Below are 16,272 nucleotides of genomic sequence, written 5' to 3' on the forward strand. Positions count from 1 at the left end.
GCTTTTTGCTCTTCGCTGTTTTTGTTTCAGCAGCGAAGAGCAAGATTATACGAAGTCTTTTGAATCTTGCAAAGCCTTTTTTTCAAAAAAATCTTCGGCTTCGTTCAGATGCGCGCGCGCCTCGTCGAACACGGCCAGATCGCCGCGCGCGAGCTTCTTGTTGTCGGACAGCACGCGACGCCAGCCGCGTGCGCCGGGCACGCCGCGATACAGCCCGAGCGCATGCCGCACGATCGCGCCGAGATAGGTCCCGCGCTTCAGCTCAGCCGCGCAGTATTCGATCAATTGCGCTTCCGCTTCTTCGCGCGTCGGCACCGCGCCCGTCGATCCGTAGAAGCGCGCATCGACTTCCGCGAGCACGTACGGGTTGTGATACGCCTCGCGGCCGAGCATCACGCCGTCGACATGCTCGAGATGCTGAGCGACCTCGTCGAGCGTCTTGATGCCACCGTTGATGACGATCTCCAGCGACGGAAAATCGCGCTTCAACTGATACGCATAGTCGTACTTGAGCGGCGGAATCTCGCGATTCTCCTTCGGCGACAGCCCCTTCAGGATCGCGTTGCGGGCATGCACGACGAACGTTTCGCAGCCGGCCTCAGCCACCGTGCCGACGAAGTCGCGCACGAACGCGTAATCCTCGACCGAGTCCACACCGATCCGGTGCTTGACCGTAACCGGCACCGACACCGCATCGCGCATCGCCTTCACACAATCGGCGACGAGCTGCGGCTCGTTCATCAGGCACGCGCCGAACGCGCCGCGCTGCACACGCTCGGACGGACATCCGCAGTTCAGGTTGATTTCGTCGTAGCCCCACTGCTCGCCGAGCTTCGCGGCGCGCGCGAGATCGTCGCGTTCGCTGCCGCCCAATTGCAGCGCGACCGGCGATTCGTTCGGCGTGAACGCGAGATGCCGCTGGGCATCGCCGAACAGCAGCGCCCCGGTCGTGATCATCTCCGTATACAGCCACGTATCGCGCGTCAGCGTACGGTGGAACGACCGGCAATGGCGGTCGGTCCAGTCGAGCATCGGCGCGACGGATACGCGGCGGGGAGGAAGCGAAGGCGGTACGGGCATGGAATTCGGGCAACAGGCCAGGCGGCGCGGAAACAACCCGGCATTTTACCGCAACACGGGCCTTGCCTGCCCGGCAGCCGCGCTACCCGTCGCCCAGTTCCGCATCGACCGCCCGCCGCGCCTCGTCGAGCACGCGCTCGATCACGCGCCGTTCGGTCAGCAGCAACCCGTCGACCTTGACGAGCCGCCAGTCGATCCGCACGGCGTCGCCCTGCAGCACGCGGTAGTGCGCGTGCTCGCCGTCCCAGACCTGCTCGGTCTTCACCTCGATCTCGAAGCCGCGGTACGGCTCGCTGAAATCGCCGAGGTCGCTGCCTCTCGGTTCCATCGCACGCTCCGTGGCGACGCGGCGCCAAGCCGCCCGTGCAGCCGGCGCCGTGCACTCAGTCGTATTCGTCGGACAAAAAGGATTTGCCGTCGGCCGTCAGGTCGACGCGATCGGCCGCCGCCTGATAGATCAGCCCCTCGTTCAGCAACGCATAGACGACGTCGCCGAACGCGGTAGGAACCGGCCGGCTGTCGCCGAACTGGTCGATCCACTTCAGCGCCTCGATGGCTTCGGGGGAAAGGATGGGGGTCATGCGTTGCCCTCCGGCATCGGTGTCGTTCCATCCTAACACTTCGTCCGGACGCCGAATACCGAGGCAAACGCGCTGCGGGAACGTCGGACGACACCAACGGGCAGGCTTGCCCGCCGGTGCCGCACCGACGCAGGAAACGCGCGCTCAGAGACGCGCGATCGATACTTCGGTCGACTTCACGAGTGCGACGACCTCCGCGCCGACCTTCAGTTCGAGTTCGTCGACCGAGCGGGTCGTGATCACCGACGTGACGATGCCGAACGGCGTCTCGACGTCGACCTCGGACACCACCGGCCCGCGAATGATCTCCTTCACCTTGCCTTTGAACTGGTTACGCACGTTGATTGCAGTGATGCTCATCGGGTTGATCGCTCCGAAGAAAAAGTCTCAGAACGGGCGGCCGGAGCCGCCCGGATTTAAACGGCCCAGCGGATCTGCCCGACCGGTCGAACGTTGTCTGCGTCATGCACCGCGCCATGTTCGGCCACGCCAGGCCCGCCGGCGAGCACGCGCTTCAGCACGCGGTCTTCCAGCGCCGCAAACGCAGCCGATGCGCGAGCACGCGGCCGGTCGAGCGGTACGGGTTGGTCAAGCGCCACGCGCCCCTGCTCGATGAGCAGGATGCGGTCGCCGAGCGCGACAGCCTCCTGCACGTCGTGCGTGACGAGCAGCGCGGTGAACCGATGCTCGCGCCACAAGCGCTCGATCAGCGCATGCATCTCGATGCGGGTCAGCGCGTCGAGTGCGCCGAGCGGCTCGTCGAGCAACAGCAGTTGCGGCCGGTGCACGAGTGCGCGCGCCAGTGCAACACGCTGCCGCTGGCCGCCCGACAGTTGCGCCGGCCAGTCGTTCGCCCGCTCCAGCAGGCCGACTTCATCGAGCACCGCACGCGCGTCGTCGCGCGCGCCGCGCCCGAGGCCGAGCATCACGTTCTGCAGCACGGTCTTCCACGGCAGCAGGCGCGCATCCTGGTACATGATCCGCGTATCGAGCGCGCCGCCGCCGTCGCCGCGCGTCACGAGCGCGCCGCTGCTCGGCTGCTCGAGTCCCGCGACGAGACGCAGCAGCGTCGACTTGCCGCAGCCGCTGCGGCCGACGATCGCGACGAAGCTGCCGCGCGCGATGCCGAGTTCGACGTTGTCGAGCACCGTGCGCGCGCCGAAGCGCTTGCTGACACCCGACAGCGTGACCGCATCGTCGGGTGCCGGGCTCGCCGCCCGCCGCCGCGCGAGCGGAACAACGGATGCGCTACCGTCACGATCGAGGATCGCCGCGTCTCGCGCGTCGCCGTCCGCGACGCGCGCCTGGGCAAGCTCGACCTCCAGGTCTGCGCCGGCGAGCGGTCCGTAGGCGGCCGCCGAAGTCGTCGCATTCATGCCTTTGCTCCTGATTGGTAAGCGGGGTGCCAGCGCAGCGTCACGCGCTCGAGCCATTTCGCCAGCACGTCGGCCAGCTTGCCGAGCACCGCGTACAACAGGATGCCGACCACCACCACATCGGTCTGCAGGAATTCACGCGCGTTCATCGTCATGTAGCCGATGCCCGACTGCGCGGAGATGGTTTCCGCGACGATCAGCATCACCCACATCAGCCCGAGCGCGAAACGCACGCCGACGAGGATCGACGGCAACGCACCGGGAAGGATCACGTCGCGATACAGCGCGAAGCCGCGCACGCCGTAACTCTTCGCCATCTCGATCAGGTTCGCGTCGACCGAGCGGATCCCGTGATACGTGTTGATGTAAACCGGGAAGAACACACCGAGCGCGACGAGGAACAGCTTCGCCTTCTCGTCGATGCCGAACCACAGGATCACGAGCGGAATCATCGCGAGCGCCGGGATGTTGCGGATCATCTGGATCGTCGAATCGAGCGCGACCTCGGCGGCCTTCGACAGGCCGGTCGCGAGCCCCAGTGCGAGACCGACGCCGCCGCCGATCGCAAAACCGAACAGCGCGCGCCACGTGCTGACCTTCACGTTCGCCCACATTTCGCCCGACGTCACGAGCGACCACGCTGCACGCACGACCGCAACCGGCTCGGGCAGCACGCGGGTCGACAGCCAGCCGGTGCGCGCGCCGACTTCCCACACAACCAGCAGCGCGAGGGGCACGAGCCACGGCGCGACGCCGCGCCATGCGCGGGCGGCCACGGCGGCACCCGTCATCGACGTTTTCGTTGTCATCGCAGGCCTCTCCTCGCTCAACTCTGGCTTGCCTTCGGCAGATAGCTGTTGCCGACGATCTCGCCGAACGGCCCCGACAGCGGGCCGGCCGGCCGCTGCGCGCCCTTGCCCTTGATCAGCGGGAACACGAGTTCGGCAAAGCGATACGACTCCTCGAGGTGCGGATAACCGGACAGGATGAACGTCTCGATGCCGAGGTCCGCGTATTCGCGCATGCGTTCGGCGACCTGCTCGGGATTGCCGACGAGCGCCGTGCCCGCCCCGCCGCGCACGAGACCGACGCCGGCCCACAGGTTCGGATACACCTCGAGCGCCTCGCGGCCGCCGCGCTTGCCGCCGTGCAGCGCGGCCATCCGGCGCTGGCCTTCCGAGTCCATGTTCGCGAATGCCTTCTGAGCACGCGCGATCGTGTCGTCGTCGAGGCGGCTGATCAGGCGCTCGGCGTCACGCCATGCTTCGTCCTCGGTCTCGCGCACGATCACGTGCAGGCGAATACCGAACTTGATCTTGCGGCCGCGCGCCTCCGCGCGGGCACGGATGTCGGCGATCTTCTTCGCGACGGCCTCGGGCGGCTCGCCCCAGGTCAGATAGGTATCGATATGATCGGCGGCAATCGCGTGCGCGGCGGGCGACGAGCCGCCGAACCACAGCGGCGGATGCGGACGCTGCACGGGCGGATAAAGCGCCTTGCCGCCCTTCGACTGCAAGTGCTTGCCGATGTAGTCGAAGCCGCCGTTGTCGTGCGACGCGGCAAGCAGCCCGCGCCAGATATTCAGGAAGTCGTCGGTGATCTCGTAACGCGTATCGTGATCGGCGAACAGGCCGTCGCCTTCGAGTTCGGCCGCATCGCCGCCCGTCACGACGTTGATCAGCAGGCGGCCGCCCGACAGGCGGTCGAACGTCGCGGCCATGCGCGCCGACAGCCCCGGCGACGCGATGCCGGGACGAATTGCAACCAGGAACTTCAGGCGCTGCGTGGCCGGAATGAGGCTCGACGCAACGACCCACGCATCCTCGCAGGAACGACCGGTCGGCAGCAGCACGCCTTCGTACCCAAGCGTGTCCGCCGCGACGGCGACCTGCTTGAAATAATCGTAATCCGCGGCGCGCGCGCCTTCGGCCGTGCCGAGGTAGCGGCTGTCGCCATGCGTGGGGATAAACCAGAACACATTCATCTGCTGCTCCTGCTTGACTGTTCTTGCCGAAATTTGGAAAAGACGTCGCCCTGCTCGCGTCGCGGATGAGCGGCGCATGCATGGTGTGCGTTCGAATCGGGATGGTTCGCCGGTCAGGCCGTGCCGCGGGCGAATACGCGATTGCACGGCTGTTTCTGGGAAATCAGTCTAGGGATCGGTGCAGGGCTTTGGAACGATTTTTTTGAGCTTAGGTTTTCCGCTTTCGTGATTAGCGCGACGCTGGAGCGAATATCGCGGCGGCCCGGCCCTATAATGACGCAACTATCCGAATAACTCCGCGCGAACGGCCCCGGCCGGGCGCGCCTGCGGTGCACTCATCGATGCAGAAAGTCATTTTGCCGTTCCTGTCCGGCTTCCTTGCCGCCCTGTTCTTCCGCGAGGCCACGCTCGCACTCCTTCACACAGCGGACCTGATCGCCGCGGCCGGCTTCTCCACGCAGCCGTTCGCGCCGCTCGGCATTCCTGAATTTGTCGCGAACGCGCTGATCAGCGCGTGCTGCGCGATTCCGATGGCGTGGCTGTTGCGCGTGTCGCCGGAACGCGAGGCGTCGTGGATCGGCGCACTCATGTTCGGCGGCATCGTGCTGACTGCAGCACGCGTGTTCGCGATCGATCCGCTGCGCGGCATCTGGCCGGCGGGCAACATGATGCCCGTGCTCGCGGCCGGCTTCGCGGCGAATGCGGTGTGGGGATTCGGTGCACTCGTGTTCATGCGCGCGTTCATGTCGGACGACGCGGGCAACGAGTAACGCGGGCCCGGGCTCCGCGCCCTTCGACCGCAGATCGATCGACGGTCGATAAACAAAAAGGCCGCCTGCATGTGCAGGCGGCCTTTTCGTTTCTGTCTCGCACGCGGGTCAGTCCTTCAGGTTCCGCAACGGATGCGTATCGGGCGTCCACGGGCTGCCGAACATCGCGAGCACCTCTGCCCGATCGATGTCGGCGGCCGACTTGAAGCGCCAGGCCGGCTGTTGATCCTTGTCGACGATCAGCGCGCGCACGCCCTCGATCACATCGCCGCGCGCGAACGTCGAGCGCGTGAGATCGAGATCGCGCCGCAGGCATTCGGCCATCGTCGCGCCGCGTGCGCGCTCGACGACTTCGAGCGACACGGCCATCGACAGCGGCGACAGTTGGCCGCGCATCGCGTGAGTCGCCTTCTCGATCCACCCGTCGACGGCCGCGCAATCCGGTTCGGCATCGAGCGACGCGAGGATCGCGTTGATGTCGGGCTGCGCGAAATGGCGGTCGATCCCGGCGCGCGCATCGGCCAGCGCCGACGTGTCCGGCGTCGGCACGACCTTGTGCGCGGCAGCCGCGTCGGCCACGCAGGCGACGGCCAGTGCACCGCTGTCGATGCGCGCGCTGCGCAGCGTGTCGAGCAGCGCCGGCAGCGCGGCATCGGGCAGATAGACGTCGGCGAGCTGCGCGTACAGTGCACCGGCCGCGTCGAGCGTCGCGCCCGTCACGGCGAGATAACGACCGATCGCACCGGGCGTGCGCGCGAGAAACCAGCTCATCCCGACGTCCGGGAACAGGCCGATGCGCGTTTCGGGCATCGCCATCTTCGTCGAATCGGTCACGACGCGCAGGCCGCCCGTATGCCGCGCCGCCTGCGAAATACCCATGCCGCCGCCCATCACGACGCCGTGCATCAGCGCGATATAAGGCTTCGGATACGTGAAGATCGTATGGTTCAGCGTGTATTCGTCGATGAAGAACGCGTCGATCGCATCGCGGTCGCCGCGCTGCCATGCGTCGTGGAAAAAGCGCACGTCGCCGCCCGCGCAGAACGCGCGCGGATGCGGACTGTGCACGACGACCGCAACCACCTCCGGATCGTCGCGCCACGCGTCGAGCGCCTGCTGCATCAGCCGGATCATGCCGACCGACAGCGCGTTCAATGCCTTCGGCCGGTTCAGTTCGAGAAAACCGATGCGGTTCGCGACATAGGCGCGCACGTCAGGCTGGGCGGATTCGGCGGAAACGGCAGCGGAAGTGGAATCGGTCATGAGGGCCATCCGGCAAACGGCAGTCGCACGTTCAGTGCGCCTGCATCTTCGAGAACAGGTTCAGCACCACGACGCCCGCGACGATCAGCCCGAGGCCGATCACCGCCGGCACGTCCGGCACCTGACGATAGAGCAGCATCGCGACGAGCGTGATCAGCACGATGCCGGCGCCCGACCAGACTGCATAGATGATGCCGACGGGCATCGTGCGCAGCGTCAGCGACAGGCAGTAGAACGCGATGCCGTAACCGGCGACGACGAGCGCCGACGGCCAGAAGCGCGTGAAGCCGTCCGCCGCGCGCAGCGCGGACGTGCCGACCACTTCCGCGACGATCGCGATCGCGAGCCATGCGTATCCGGGAAGTTGCATCGCTCAGCTCCTTGCGAGGGCCAGCACGGCGTAGTCCTGGCCGAGCTCCGCACACAGCGCCTCGACGACGAATTCGTGGTCCGCGCGCTGCGGCAGCCCCGACGCGGTGATCGAGCCGATCACGCCGGCGCCCGCGACAGTCAGCGGAAACGAACCGCCGTGCGGCGAATATTCGGCGATCGGCAGCCCGTGCTTGTCCGCCAGCGTGGCGCCGGCCTGCTGCATGCGCAGGCCGATCGCATACGAGCTGCGCCGGAAATGCGCGACGACGTTGCGCTTGCGGCGGACCCAGTCCGCGTTGTCGGGTGTCGCACCGGCGAGCGCCGCGTAGAACAGCGGCTGGCCGAACGTGACGATGTCGATCGCGATGGCATGGCCGCGCGACGTCGCGAGCGCATGCATCCGGTTGCCGAGCGCCCATGCGCGGGCCGGGTCGAAATGGGGAAACACGAGCGCCTGTTCCTGCGCGCCGATCGATTGAAGATCGTGAGCGATGTCCATGAATCCGTCGATGCAATAAGGTGAGTTGCAATGGTGCCGATGCGATCGCACACGACGCCGCTGCTGAAGAGACGAAACAAACCGCTCGATTCTAGCGCACGCCCCCACCGTGCCGTCCCCACGAGACGCGACACGCGATTGTCAGAAAGTGCTTGCACGCGCTCGGGTAACTCCTTATAATTCATTTCTTCGACGGACGCGGGGTGGAGCAGTCTGGCAGCTCGTCGGGCTCATAACCCGAAGGTCGTAGGTTCAAATCCTACCCCCGCAACCAACCCGTCCAGATTCATGCAAAAAGCCCGGTCTCGTACCGGGCTTTTTGTTTTTTCGCACTCGATCCCCGCCCGCTCTCCGCACCCGCCCGCCGCTTCGCGGCGGCACGCCGCCGGCATGCGCGGGCGTTCAAGAATGCCGCGCCCCGGTGATACACTCGCATCACCTCGTCCCTTCCACTCGACATGAAATTCTGCTCCGTCTGCGGCCACGAAGTCATCGCGCGTATTCCTCCCGGCGACAACCGCGAGCGATTCATCTGCGATCACTGCGGCACGATCCATTACCAGAATCCGCGCAACGTCGTCGGCACGGTCCCGGTCTGGGGCGATCAGATCCTGCTGTGCCGCCGCGCGATCGAACCGCGCTACGGGTTCTGGACGCTGCCCGCAGGCTTCATGGAAATGGGCGAGACGACGGCCGAAGCCGCCGCGCGCGAAACGCTCGAGGAAGCCGGCGCGCGCGTCGAGGTGCAGAACCTGTTCACGCTGCTCAACGTGCCGCACGTGCACCAGGTCCACCTGTTCTACCTCGCGCGGCTCACCGATCCGGGTTTCGAAGCCGGCGAGGAAAGCCTCGAAGTGAAGCTGTTCGACGAAGCCGACATCCCGTGGGACGAAATCGCGTTCCCGACCGTCAGCCAGACCCTGCGATTCTTCTTCGCCGATCGCGCCGCCGGCGACTACGGCGTACACACCGGCGATATCTTCCGCTCGCTGCGCAACGGCTGAGCCCGCCCCCATGGTCCCCTGGCTCGGCCCGGACGATCCGTTTCCGCCCATCGAACGCGCGCTCGGTCCCGCGACCGGCGCGCCCGGGCTGCTCGCCGCGAGCGCCGACCTGCTGCCGTCGCGCCTCATCGACGCGTACCTGCGCGGCATCTTCCCGTGGTACTCGGACGGCCAGCCAGTGCTGTGGTGGAGCCCCGACCCGCGCATGATCCTCGTGCCCGCCGAATTCAAGGTGTCGCCGTCGCTGCGCAAGACGCTGAAGCGCGTGCTGCGCGAGCCCGCGTGGGAAGTGCGCGTCGATCACGACTTCCCGGGCGTGATGCGCGCCTGCGCGCAGGCGCCGCGCCGCGGGCAGCGCGGCACGTGGATCACGGCGGAGATCATCGACGCCTATACGTCGCTCTACCGCTCCGGCAACGCGCACAGCATCGAGACGTGGCACGACGGGCGCCGCGTCGGCGGCCTGTACGGCGTGTCGTTCGGGCGGATGTTTTTCGGCGAGTCGATGTATGCGGATGCCACCGACGCGTCGAAAATCGCGCTGGCCGCGCTCGTCGCCCACCTTCGCGACCAGGGGCTGGAGATGATAGACTGCCAGCAGAATACGTCGCATCTAGCGTCGCTCGGCGGCCGCGAGATCGCACGCAAGGCCTTTGTCGCTCACGTGCGCCGCGCGGTAGCCGAACCGCCGATTCCGTGGCAGTTCGACAAGCGCGTGCTCGCCGCGCTGACGGGCCCCGCCGAAACGGCGGCGCCCTCCGGGATCGAGCGCTAGCGCGGCACTCCCTCCTTGCATCGAGAGCTGCCCATGACTCACCCGACTGAGCTGCCGCTTTCACCGCTTTCGGCGCTGCAATTCTATGCAACGGCGCCCTATCCGTGCAGCTATCTGGACGGCCGTATCGCGCGCTCGCAAGTCGCGACGCCAAGCCACCTGATCAACTCGGACATCTACACCGAACTCGTGAAGGCCGGCTTCCGCCGCTCGGGCGTCTTCACGTATCGTCCGTACTGCGACGGCTGCCGCGCCTGCGTGCCGGTGCGCGTGCCCATCGACGCGTTCGTGCCGTCGCGCACGCAGCGCAGGATGTGGAAACGGCACCGCGCGCTCGTCGCGACGGTCTCGCCGCTGCACTACGACGAAGAGCACTACGCGCTTTACATGCGCTACCAGTCCGCGCGTCACGCGGGCGGCGGAATGGATCGCGACAGCCGCGACCAGTACGAGCAGTTCCTGCTGCAGAGCCGGATCAACTCGCGCCTCGTCGAATTCCGCGACCTCGACGCCCCGGGCGGCGAGCCCGGCAAGCTGCGCATGGTCAGCATGATCGACATCCTCGGCGACGGGCTGTCGTCCGTCTATACGTTCTTCGAGCCCGACGACCGGCACACGAGCTACGGCACCTACAACATCCTGTGGCAGATCGAGCAGGCGAAGAGCCTCGGGCTGCCGTACGTGTACCTCGGCTACTGGATCCGCGAGAGCCCGAAGATGGCGTACAAGGCGAACTTCCACCCGCTCGAAGGGCTGATCGACGGCCGCTGGAAGATACTCGATCCGGAACGGGTCGACCTGCCGCCCGTCGACGCGGCGCTGGCCCGCGCGCCGCTGCCGGGCGGGCATTCCGGCTCGGGCTGACGCGCGCCGCGGGGGCTACGAAGCTAAGCACGCCCCGGCCGCGCAACTCCCGGTAAAATAGCGGGTTGTCATTCATTCCGGCTGCCCGCCCAATTCCCGTGTTCAGTTCCCTCTATCCGCTGGCCCGCGCATCCCTGTTCAAGATGGATGCGGAAGACGCTCACCACCTCACGCTGCGCGCGCTCGGTGCGGCCGGCCGCACCGGCCTCGCCTGCGCGCTGTCGGCCCGCGTGCCCGACGCGCCGCGCACCGTGATGGGGCTCACGTTCCGCAACCCGGTCGGCCTCGCTGCCGGCCTCGACAAGGACGGCGCGGCCATCGACGGCCTCGCGGCGCTCGGCTTCGGCTTCATCGAGGTCGGCACGGTCACGCCGCGCGCGCAGCCCGGCAACCCGCGCCCGCGGATGTTCCGCCTGCCACAGGCCGAAGCGCTGATCAACCGGATGGGCTTCAACAACCACGGCGTCGACCAGTTCGTGAAGAACGTCCAGGCCGCCCGCTATCGCGGCATCCTCGGCCTGAACATCGGCAAGAATGCCGATACGCCGATCGAACGAGCGGCCGAGGACTACCTGTACTGCCTCGAACGCGTGTACCCGTTCGCGAGCTACGTGACGATCAACATCTCGTCGCCGAACACGAAGAACCTGCGCCAGCTGCAGGGCGCGGGCGAACTCGACGCGCTGCTCGCCGCGCTGAAGGACAAGCAGCAGCGCCTCGCCGACCTGCACGGCAAGCTCGTGCCGCTCGCGCTGAAGATCGCGCCCGACCTCGACGACGAACAGGTCAAGGAAATCGGCGACACGCTGCTGCGCCACAAGATCGAAGCGGTGATCGCCACCAACACGACGCTGTCGCGCGCGGCCGTCCAGGGCCTGCCGCATGCGGACGAAGCCGGCGGCCTGTCGGGCCGCCCGGTGTTCGATGCGTCGAACGAAGTGATCCGCAAGCTGCACGCCGAAGTCGGCAGCGCAGTGCCGATCATCGGCGTCGGCGGCATTTTCTCGGGCGAGGACGCCCGGGCGAAGCTCGCGGCCGGCGCGTCGCTGGTCCAGCTTTATACGGGCTTCATCTACCGCGGCCCCGCGCTCGTCGCCGAATGCGTGAAGGCGATCGCCCGCGAGCGCACCGCGTAAGTTATATAGGCATAAACAAACGATATTTATCGATCGATTGCATTTTTGCTATCATCGGTCGCACTATCAGAACAGGAGCCCCCGCCGGGGCAAGGAAGCTCACACGATGAAATTTTCGCTGCTGAAGAAGCTGCTGGTTGCCGGCCTGATCGGCACGTCGTTCGCCGCCGCCACCGCGCATGCGGCCGACCTCCTCGACCAGGTGAAACAACGCGGCACGCTGCGGATCGGCCTCGAAGGCACGTTCCCGCCGTTCAACTCGAAAAATCCGCAAGGCGAGCTCGTCGGCTTCGACGTCGACATCGCGAAGGCCGTCGCCGCGAAGCTCGGCGTGAAGGCCGAGTTCGTGACGACCGAATGGAGCGGCATCATCGCGGGCCTGCAGGCCGGCAAGTTCGACGTGATCTCCAACCAGGTCGGCATCACCGACAAGCGCAAGGAGACGCTCGACTTCTCGCCCGCCTACACGTACTCGTCCGCGCAACTGATCCAGCGCAAGGACGACTCGCGTGACTTCAAGTCGCTGGAAGACCTGAAGGGCAAGAAGCTCGGCGTCGCGCTCGGCACGAACTACATGGACATGGCGAAGTCGGTGCCCGGCATCGACGTGAAGACGTACCCGGGCGCGCCCGAGTACCTGCGCGATCTCGCGGCCGGCCGTCTCGACGCAGCACTCAACGACCGCCTGATGCTCGCGTACCTGACGAAAAATTCGCAGCTGCCGCTGCGCCCGGGCGCGAACGTCGGCTCGGCGAACCCGTCGGGCATCCCGTTCAAGAAGGGCAATCCGAAGTTCCAGAAGGCGATCGACGACGCAATGGCGCAGCTCGAGGCCGACGGCACGTTCACGAAGATCTCGGACAAGTGGTTCGGCATCGACGTGACGAAGCCGATCAAGTAAGCACGCCTGCATTTCCCGCCTGACGGCGGGCCGGACAGGGCGGCATCCGCAACGATGCCGCCCTTTGCTTTATTCGTCCGGTTTATGATTGCGCTTTCGCGCACGCATCCGATTCGTATTCCATGTCGACAACGTCCCTGCTCGTCCAATCGCTGCCGGTGCTCGCCCAGGGCGCCGTACTGACCGTCAAGTTCGCCGTGCTGTCGATGGTGTTCGGCCTGCTCGGCGCCGTCGTGCTCGCGATGATGGGCATCCGGCAAAGCGAACCGCTCGAAGGCTTCGAACGCATCTGGGTCAACGCGCTCGCGGGGCTCGCGCGCGCGTACGTGAGCCTGATGCGCGGCACGCCGCTGCTGGTGCAGATCTTCGTCATCTACTACGGGCTGCCGAGCCTCGGCATCTCGCTCGACCCGACGCCGGCCGGCGTCATCGCGCTGTCCGCGAACGTCGCGGCTTACATGTCCGAAAGCATGCGCGGCGCGATCAACGGCGTTCACCGCGGCCAGTGGCTCGCGTCGTACAGCCTCGGGCTGTCGTGGGGGCAGACGCTGCGCTACGTGATCGGCCCGCAGGCGCTGCGCATCGCGGTGCCGAGCCTGTCGAACAGCCTGATCAGCCTGATCAAGGACACGTCGCTGGTGTCCGTGATCACCGTGACCGAACTGCTGCGCAGCGCGCAGGAAGTGATCGCGGCGACCTATCAGCCGTTGCCGCTCTATCTCGCGGCCGCGGCCGTGTACTGGATCCTGTGCCAGATCCTCGAATGGGTGCAGCGCTGGTACGAAAAGCGCCTGTCGCTGCCGTCACGGCACTGAGCGCGCGCCATCCGCCGGGCCGCGCACGCGGGCCCGGCACCTGCATTCACGCCTACTCGCCCGAATAGCGCACGCCGAGCACGGCGCGCGCTGCATCGGTCATCGCGATCATCTGCCGCGAATGCTCGTGCGTCATGATCGGGCTTTCGGTTTCGCCCGCGCGCAGCAGGTCGCAGAAATGCGCGGTCTCGTAGTTCAGCCCGCCGCCTTCGGCCGGCGCGTCGAGTTCGACGATGCGCCCGTCCGCATAGCGGATCGTCGCGCGCGCCGGATTCCACCACTTCTCGTGAATCGTCACGTGCCCGCCGGCCGCGGCGATCAGCGCGTCTCCGCGGCCCATCACGTCGAGCCCGCAAAAGAGCTGTGCGATCCCGCCGTTCGCATGCAGGCTGTTCAGGCTCGCGAACATGTCGACACCCGTCGCGCCGACGCGGCCGAGTGTCTGCACGTCGAGCGCCGCGCCGAGCCAGTCGACCGCGAGAAACGCCTCGTAGATCCCGATATCGAGCAGCGCGCCGCCCGCGCGATCGAGGCGATAGACGGAATGGTCGCCAGGTACCGACGACGATGCGCACCCCGCGCGCACAAGCCGGATCTCGCCGATCGGATCGGCACGCAAGTGCGCACGCAGCTGGCGGTACAGCGGAAAGAACGGCGGCTTCATCGCTTCCATGAAGAGCAGCCCGGCGTCGCGTGCCGCACGCAGCACGGTGTCGAGTTGCGCCGCATTCAGCGTCGCGGGCTTTTCGCACAGCACGGCCTTGCCGGCGGCAAGCGCGGCCAGCGTGTACTGCGCGTGACTGTCATGGAGCGTCGCGATGTAGACCGCGTCGATATCGCTCGCGAGGAGCGCTTCGAGGCTCGCGGCAGGCGTGCCGCCGCAGGTCTCGCAAAAGGCTGCCGCTGCGTCGGCGCGGCGGGCCCAGGCACCGGCGAGCGTGGCGCCCGGCACGTGCGCGAGGCTTTGCGCGAAGCGGCGCGCGATGCTGCCTGCGCCGACGATGCCGAAGCGCACCGGGCGGTGGTCGTTGTCGTTCATCCTGATCTTCCGAGTCGGTCGTATGACGGTGGCCGGCACGCTGCCGACCGGCCGTCATGATAAACGGCTCGCCGGCACTCGGATGAGCGACGCGAGCAGCGTCAGGCGCGCATGGGCACGTCGACGGAGAAATCGCGCGAGATCTCGTCGGCGCTGAAATCGATCAGCGCGAGCGAGGCCGCTTCGGCTTCGCGCGGATCGCGCCGCTCGATCGCATCGACGACACGCGCATGCGCCTTCACCGCGATCTCGTGCGCACCTTCCTTCTGCACGACGCGCGGATTCACGAGACGCACCGCCCCGCGCACGATCGCCGCCATCTGCTGGAAGAACTGGTTGCCGCTCGCCTGCACGATCCGCGTGTGCAGCAACTCGTCCGCCGTGTCGTAGCCGGGATCGCCGGGCTGCAGCACCTTGAACGCATCGAACGCTTCACGGATCCCCGCGATGTCGGCCGCAGTCGCACGCACCGCCGCCTGCGCGGTCGCGCGCGGTTCGATCAGCATTCGAAATTCGATGACGTCGCGCATGAACTGCGGATCGGGTTTTGCTCGAAATCGCCAGCTCACCACGTCTTCGTCGATCATGCGCCAGTCGCGCATTGGCCGCACGCGCGTACCGACTTTCGGCCGCACGTCCAGCATGTCGCGCGCAAGCAACATCGACAATGCTTCCCGCATCACCGTGCGACTTACATCGAACTCTTTCGACAGCACGTCCTGCGGCGGCAAGATGCCACCGTACTTGTCTTCGACGATACCCGAGACAAGCCCATCCATCACTTTGGCGACCAGTGACCGGTCTTTGCCCTGCTCCATGACACCTCCCCGTGCGTCGATTTGCGAACACCTGCTCCGCAGTTCCGCCGGCCCTGGTTACTACTGTTCTTATGATCTATAAGTTGATGAGTTCGAGGATATTTCGCTATCTGGTAAACACCTGACAGGGTTATCCCTCTTCTTGATGGGGTGATTTATAAGGCTTCAAAAAAGGCCCGGGAAGCGCGCTGCGCCTGCCGGGCCCGATTTCCACAAGATTTAACCATGCAGTCCATTACGGTCGACATGCCGTCGACATCGTGCCGCTACGGACTGCTTTTCATTTCTTTCAATTAGCCGAATAAACGATCGTTTCGACGCCGTTTTCCGTGCCGAGCAAGCACAGATTCGCGCCGCGCTCGGCGAACAGGCCGACCGTCACGACGCCCGGCCATGCGTTCACCTGCGCTTCGAAGCCGCGCGGATCGGTGATCTGCAGCCCCTTCACGTCGATGATCTCGTTGCCGTTGTCGGTGATGTACGGTGCGCCGTCCTTCGTCACGCGCAGCACGGGCACGCCGCCGAGCGCGGTCACGCGCCGGCCGATCGCCGTGCGCGCCATCGGCACGACCTCGATCGGCAGCGGAAACGCGCCGAGCACCGGCACGCGCTTGCTGGCGTCCGCGATGCAGACGAACGTGTCGGCCACCGATGCGACGATCTTCTCGCGCGTGAGCGCGCCGCCGCCGCCCTTGATCATCGCGCCGCTCGCGTCGATCTCGTCGGCGCCGTCGACGTACACCTGCAGCGAGTCGACCTCGTTCAGGTCGAACACCTTGATGCCGTGCGATTTCAGGCGTTCGGTCGTGGCGACGGAGCTCGACACGGCGCCGCGATAGCGCGACTTGACGACGGCGAGTGCGTCGATGAAGCAGTTGGCGGTCGAGCCGGTGCCGACACCGATCACGGCGCCTTCCGGCACGTTCTGGATCACATAATCGGCGGCGGCCTGGCCGACGAGGCGTTTGAGTTCGTCTTGAGTCATGGCGTGGTAA

General features: G+C 66.4%; 20 protein-coding genes and 1 tRNA gene. 8 read left to right on the forward strand and 13 right to left on the reverse strand.

Going from position 1 to position 16,272, the window contains the following annotated elements; translation table 11 throughout:
* Positions 1-45: 45 nt before the first annotated feature.
* The 7 genes from dusA to ssuD form a co-directional block, all read right to left on the reverse strand.
* A complete protein-coding gene (gene dusA, locus OEJ37_RS16050; RefSeq protein ID WP_244130861.1) occupies positions 46-1,032 on the reverse strand; it encodes a tRNA dihydrouridine(20/20a) synthase DusA in 987 nt (328 codons plus the stop codon).
* 130 nt (positions 1,033-1,162) lie between these two features.
* Complete coding sequence (locus tag OEJ37_RS16055; RefSeq protein ID WP_174421876.1) at positions 1,163-1,408, reverse strand: hypothetical protein; 246 nt, start codon at positions 1,406-1,408, stop codon at positions 1,163-1,165.
* Positions 1,409-1,463: 55 nt separating this feature from the next.
* Positions 1,464-1,661, reverse strand: a complete 198-nt coding sequence (locus tag OEJ37_RS16060; protein ID WP_263344832.1) for a hypothetical protein — start codon at positions 1,659-1,661, stop codon at positions 1,464-1,466.
* Positions 1,662-1,805: 144 nt separating this feature from the next.
* Entirely contained in the window at positions 1,806-2,021 is a 216-nt protein-coding gene (locus OEJ37_RS16065) for a molybdopterin-binding protein (RefSeq protein ID WP_006400187.1), read from the reverse strand.
* 56 nt (positions 2,022-2,077) lie between these two features.
* Positions 2,078-3,037, reverse strand: a complete 960-nt coding sequence (locus OEJ37_RS16070) for an ATP-binding cassette domain-containing protein (protein ID WP_263344833.1) — start codon at positions 3,035-3,037, stop codon at positions 2,078-2,080.
* Positions 3,034-3,846 carry an aliphatic sulfonate ABC transporter permease SsuC gene (gene ssuC, locus OEJ37_RS16075; protein ID WP_174421874.1) on the reverse strand — a complete coding sequence of 271 codons (813 nt, stop codon included), beginning with the start codon at positions 3,844-3,846 and terminating at the stop codon, positions 3,034-3,036. The genes OEJ37_RS16070 and ssuC overlap by 4 nt, the downstream gene beginning before the upstream one ends.
* A 17-nt stretch (positions 3,847-3,863) precedes the next feature.
* Complete coding sequence (gene ssuD / locus OEJ37_RS16080) at positions 3,864-5,021, reverse strand: FMNH2-dependent alkanesulfonate monooxygenase (protein WP_174421873.1); 1,158 nt, start codon at positions 5,019-5,021, stop codon at positions 3,864-3,866.
* A gap of 341 nt (positions 5,022-5,362) precedes the next feature.
* Between ssuD and OEJ37_RS16085 the strand changes: the two genes are divergently transcribed.
* Positions 5,363-5,791, forward strand: coding sequence for a hypothetical protein (locus OEJ37_RS16085; RefSeq protein WP_263344835.1), 429 nt, complete (start codon positions 5,363-5,365; stop codon positions 5,789-5,791).
* 108 nt (positions 5,792-5,899) lie between these two features.
* Here the strand turns inward: OEJ37_RS16085 and OEJ37_RS16090 are convergent, their stop codons facing one another.
* From OEJ37_RS16090 to OEJ37_RS16100, 3 genes are read right to left on the reverse strand one after another with little or no spacing between them, the layout of a single operon-like run.
* Positions 5,900-7,054, reverse strand: coding sequence for an enoyl-CoA hydratase/isomerase family protein (locus OEJ37_RS16090; protein ID WP_263344836.1), 1,155 nt, complete (start codon positions 7,052-7,054; stop codon positions 5,900-5,902).
* 31 nt (positions 7,055-7,085) lie between these two features.
* Positions 7,086-7,424 (reverse strand): DMT family transporter, encoded by a 339-nt coding sequence (locus OEJ37_RS16095; protein ID WP_011656759.1) that lies wholly within the window; start codon positions 7,422-7,424, stop codon positions 7,086-7,088.
* 3 nt (positions 7,425-7,427) lie between these two features.
* Positions 7,428-7,925 carry a heme-degrading domain-containing protein gene (locus OEJ37_RS16100; protein ID WP_034184078.1) on the reverse strand — a complete coding sequence of 166 codons (498 nt, stop codon included), beginning with the start codon at positions 7,923-7,925 and terminating at the stop codon, positions 7,428-7,430.
* Between the two features lie 197 nt (positions 7,926-8,122).
* On the opposite strand from OEJ37_RS16100, the gene OEJ37_RS16105 reads away from it, so the two are divergent.
* The 7 genes from OEJ37_RS16105 to OEJ37_RS16135 all read left to right on the forward strand — a co-directional run bounded on the left by OEJ37_RS16105 (position 8,123) and on the right by OEJ37_RS16135 (position 13,420).
* Positions 8,123-8,199: transfer RNA gene (locus OEJ37_RS16105), tRNA-Met, on the forward strand.
* Positions 8,200-8,383: 184 nt separating this feature from the next.
* Entirely contained in the window at positions 8,384-8,929 is a 546-nt protein-coding gene (locus tag OEJ37_RS16110; protein ID WP_124454923.1) for an NUDIX hydrolase, read from the forward strand.
* Between the two features lie 10 nt (positions 8,930-8,939).
* Positions 8,940-9,704 carry a leucyl/phenylalanyl-tRNA--protein transferase gene (gene aat / locus OEJ37_RS16115; RefSeq protein ID WP_034184077.1) on the forward strand — a complete coding sequence of 255 codons (765 nt, stop codon included), beginning with the start codon at positions 8,940-8,942 and terminating at the stop codon, positions 9,702-9,704.
* 33 nt (positions 9,705-9,737) lie between these two features.
* On the forward strand, positions 9,738-10,568 hold the full coding sequence (locus OEJ37_RS16120; RefSeq protein WP_174421453.1) for an arginyltransferase: 831 nt from the start codon (positions 9,738-9,740) through the stop codon (positions 10,566-10,568).
* Positions 10,569-10,666: 98 nt separating this feature from the next.
* The gene (locus tag OEJ37_RS16125; protein ID WP_174421452.1) at positions 10,667-11,704 is read left to right on the forward strand and encodes a quinone-dependent dihydroorotate dehydrogenase; all 1,038 of its coding nucleotides are present in this window, start codon (positions 10,667-10,669) and stop codon (positions 11,702-11,704) included.
* 106 nt (positions 11,705-11,810) lie between these two features.
* Positions 11,811-12,605: a cystine ABC transporter substrate-binding protein gene (locus tag OEJ37_RS16130; protein WP_152861510.1), complete on the forward strand. Its 795-nt coding sequence runs from the start codon at positions 11,811-11,813 to the stop codon at positions 12,603-12,605.
* A gap of 122 nt (positions 12,606-12,727) precedes the next feature.
* Positions 12,728-13,420, forward strand: a complete 693-nt coding sequence (locus OEJ37_RS16135) for an amino acid ABC transporter permease (protein WP_152861508.1) — start codon at positions 12,728-12,730, stop codon at positions 13,418-13,420.
* Positions 13,421-13,472: 52 nt separating this feature from the next.
* Here the strand turns inward: OEJ37_RS16135 and OEJ37_RS16140 are convergent, their stop codons facing one another.
* The 3 genes from OEJ37_RS16140 to rpiA form a co-directional block, all read right to left on the reverse strand.
* Complete coding sequence (locus OEJ37_RS16140; RefSeq protein ID WP_175920329.1) at positions 13,473-14,459, reverse strand: Gfo/Idh/MocA family protein; 987 nt, start codon at positions 14,457-14,459, stop codon at positions 13,473-13,475.
* Positions 14,460-14,560: 101 nt separating this feature from the next.
* Positions 14,561-15,277 carry a FadR/GntR family transcriptional regulator gene (locus OEJ37_RS16145; RefSeq protein WP_034184071.1) on the reverse strand — a complete coding sequence of 239 codons (717 nt, stop codon included), beginning with the start codon at positions 15,275-15,277 and terminating at the stop codon, positions 14,561-14,563.
* A gap of 289 nt (positions 15,278-15,566) precedes the next feature.
* Positions 15,567-16,262 carry a ribose-5-phosphate isomerase RpiA gene (gene rpiA / locus OEJ37_RS16150; RefSeq protein WP_152861502.1) on the reverse strand — a complete coding sequence of 232 codons (696 nt, stop codon included), beginning with the start codon at positions 16,260-16,262 and terminating at the stop codon, positions 15,567-15,569.
* Positions 16,263-16,272 lie beyond the last annotated feature (10 nt).

Source organism: Burkholderia sp. BKH01, assembly GCF_025685725.1.
GTDB lineage: Bacteria > Pseudomonadota > Gammaproteobacteria > Burkholderiales > Burkholderiaceae > Burkholderia > Burkholderia pyrrocinia_C.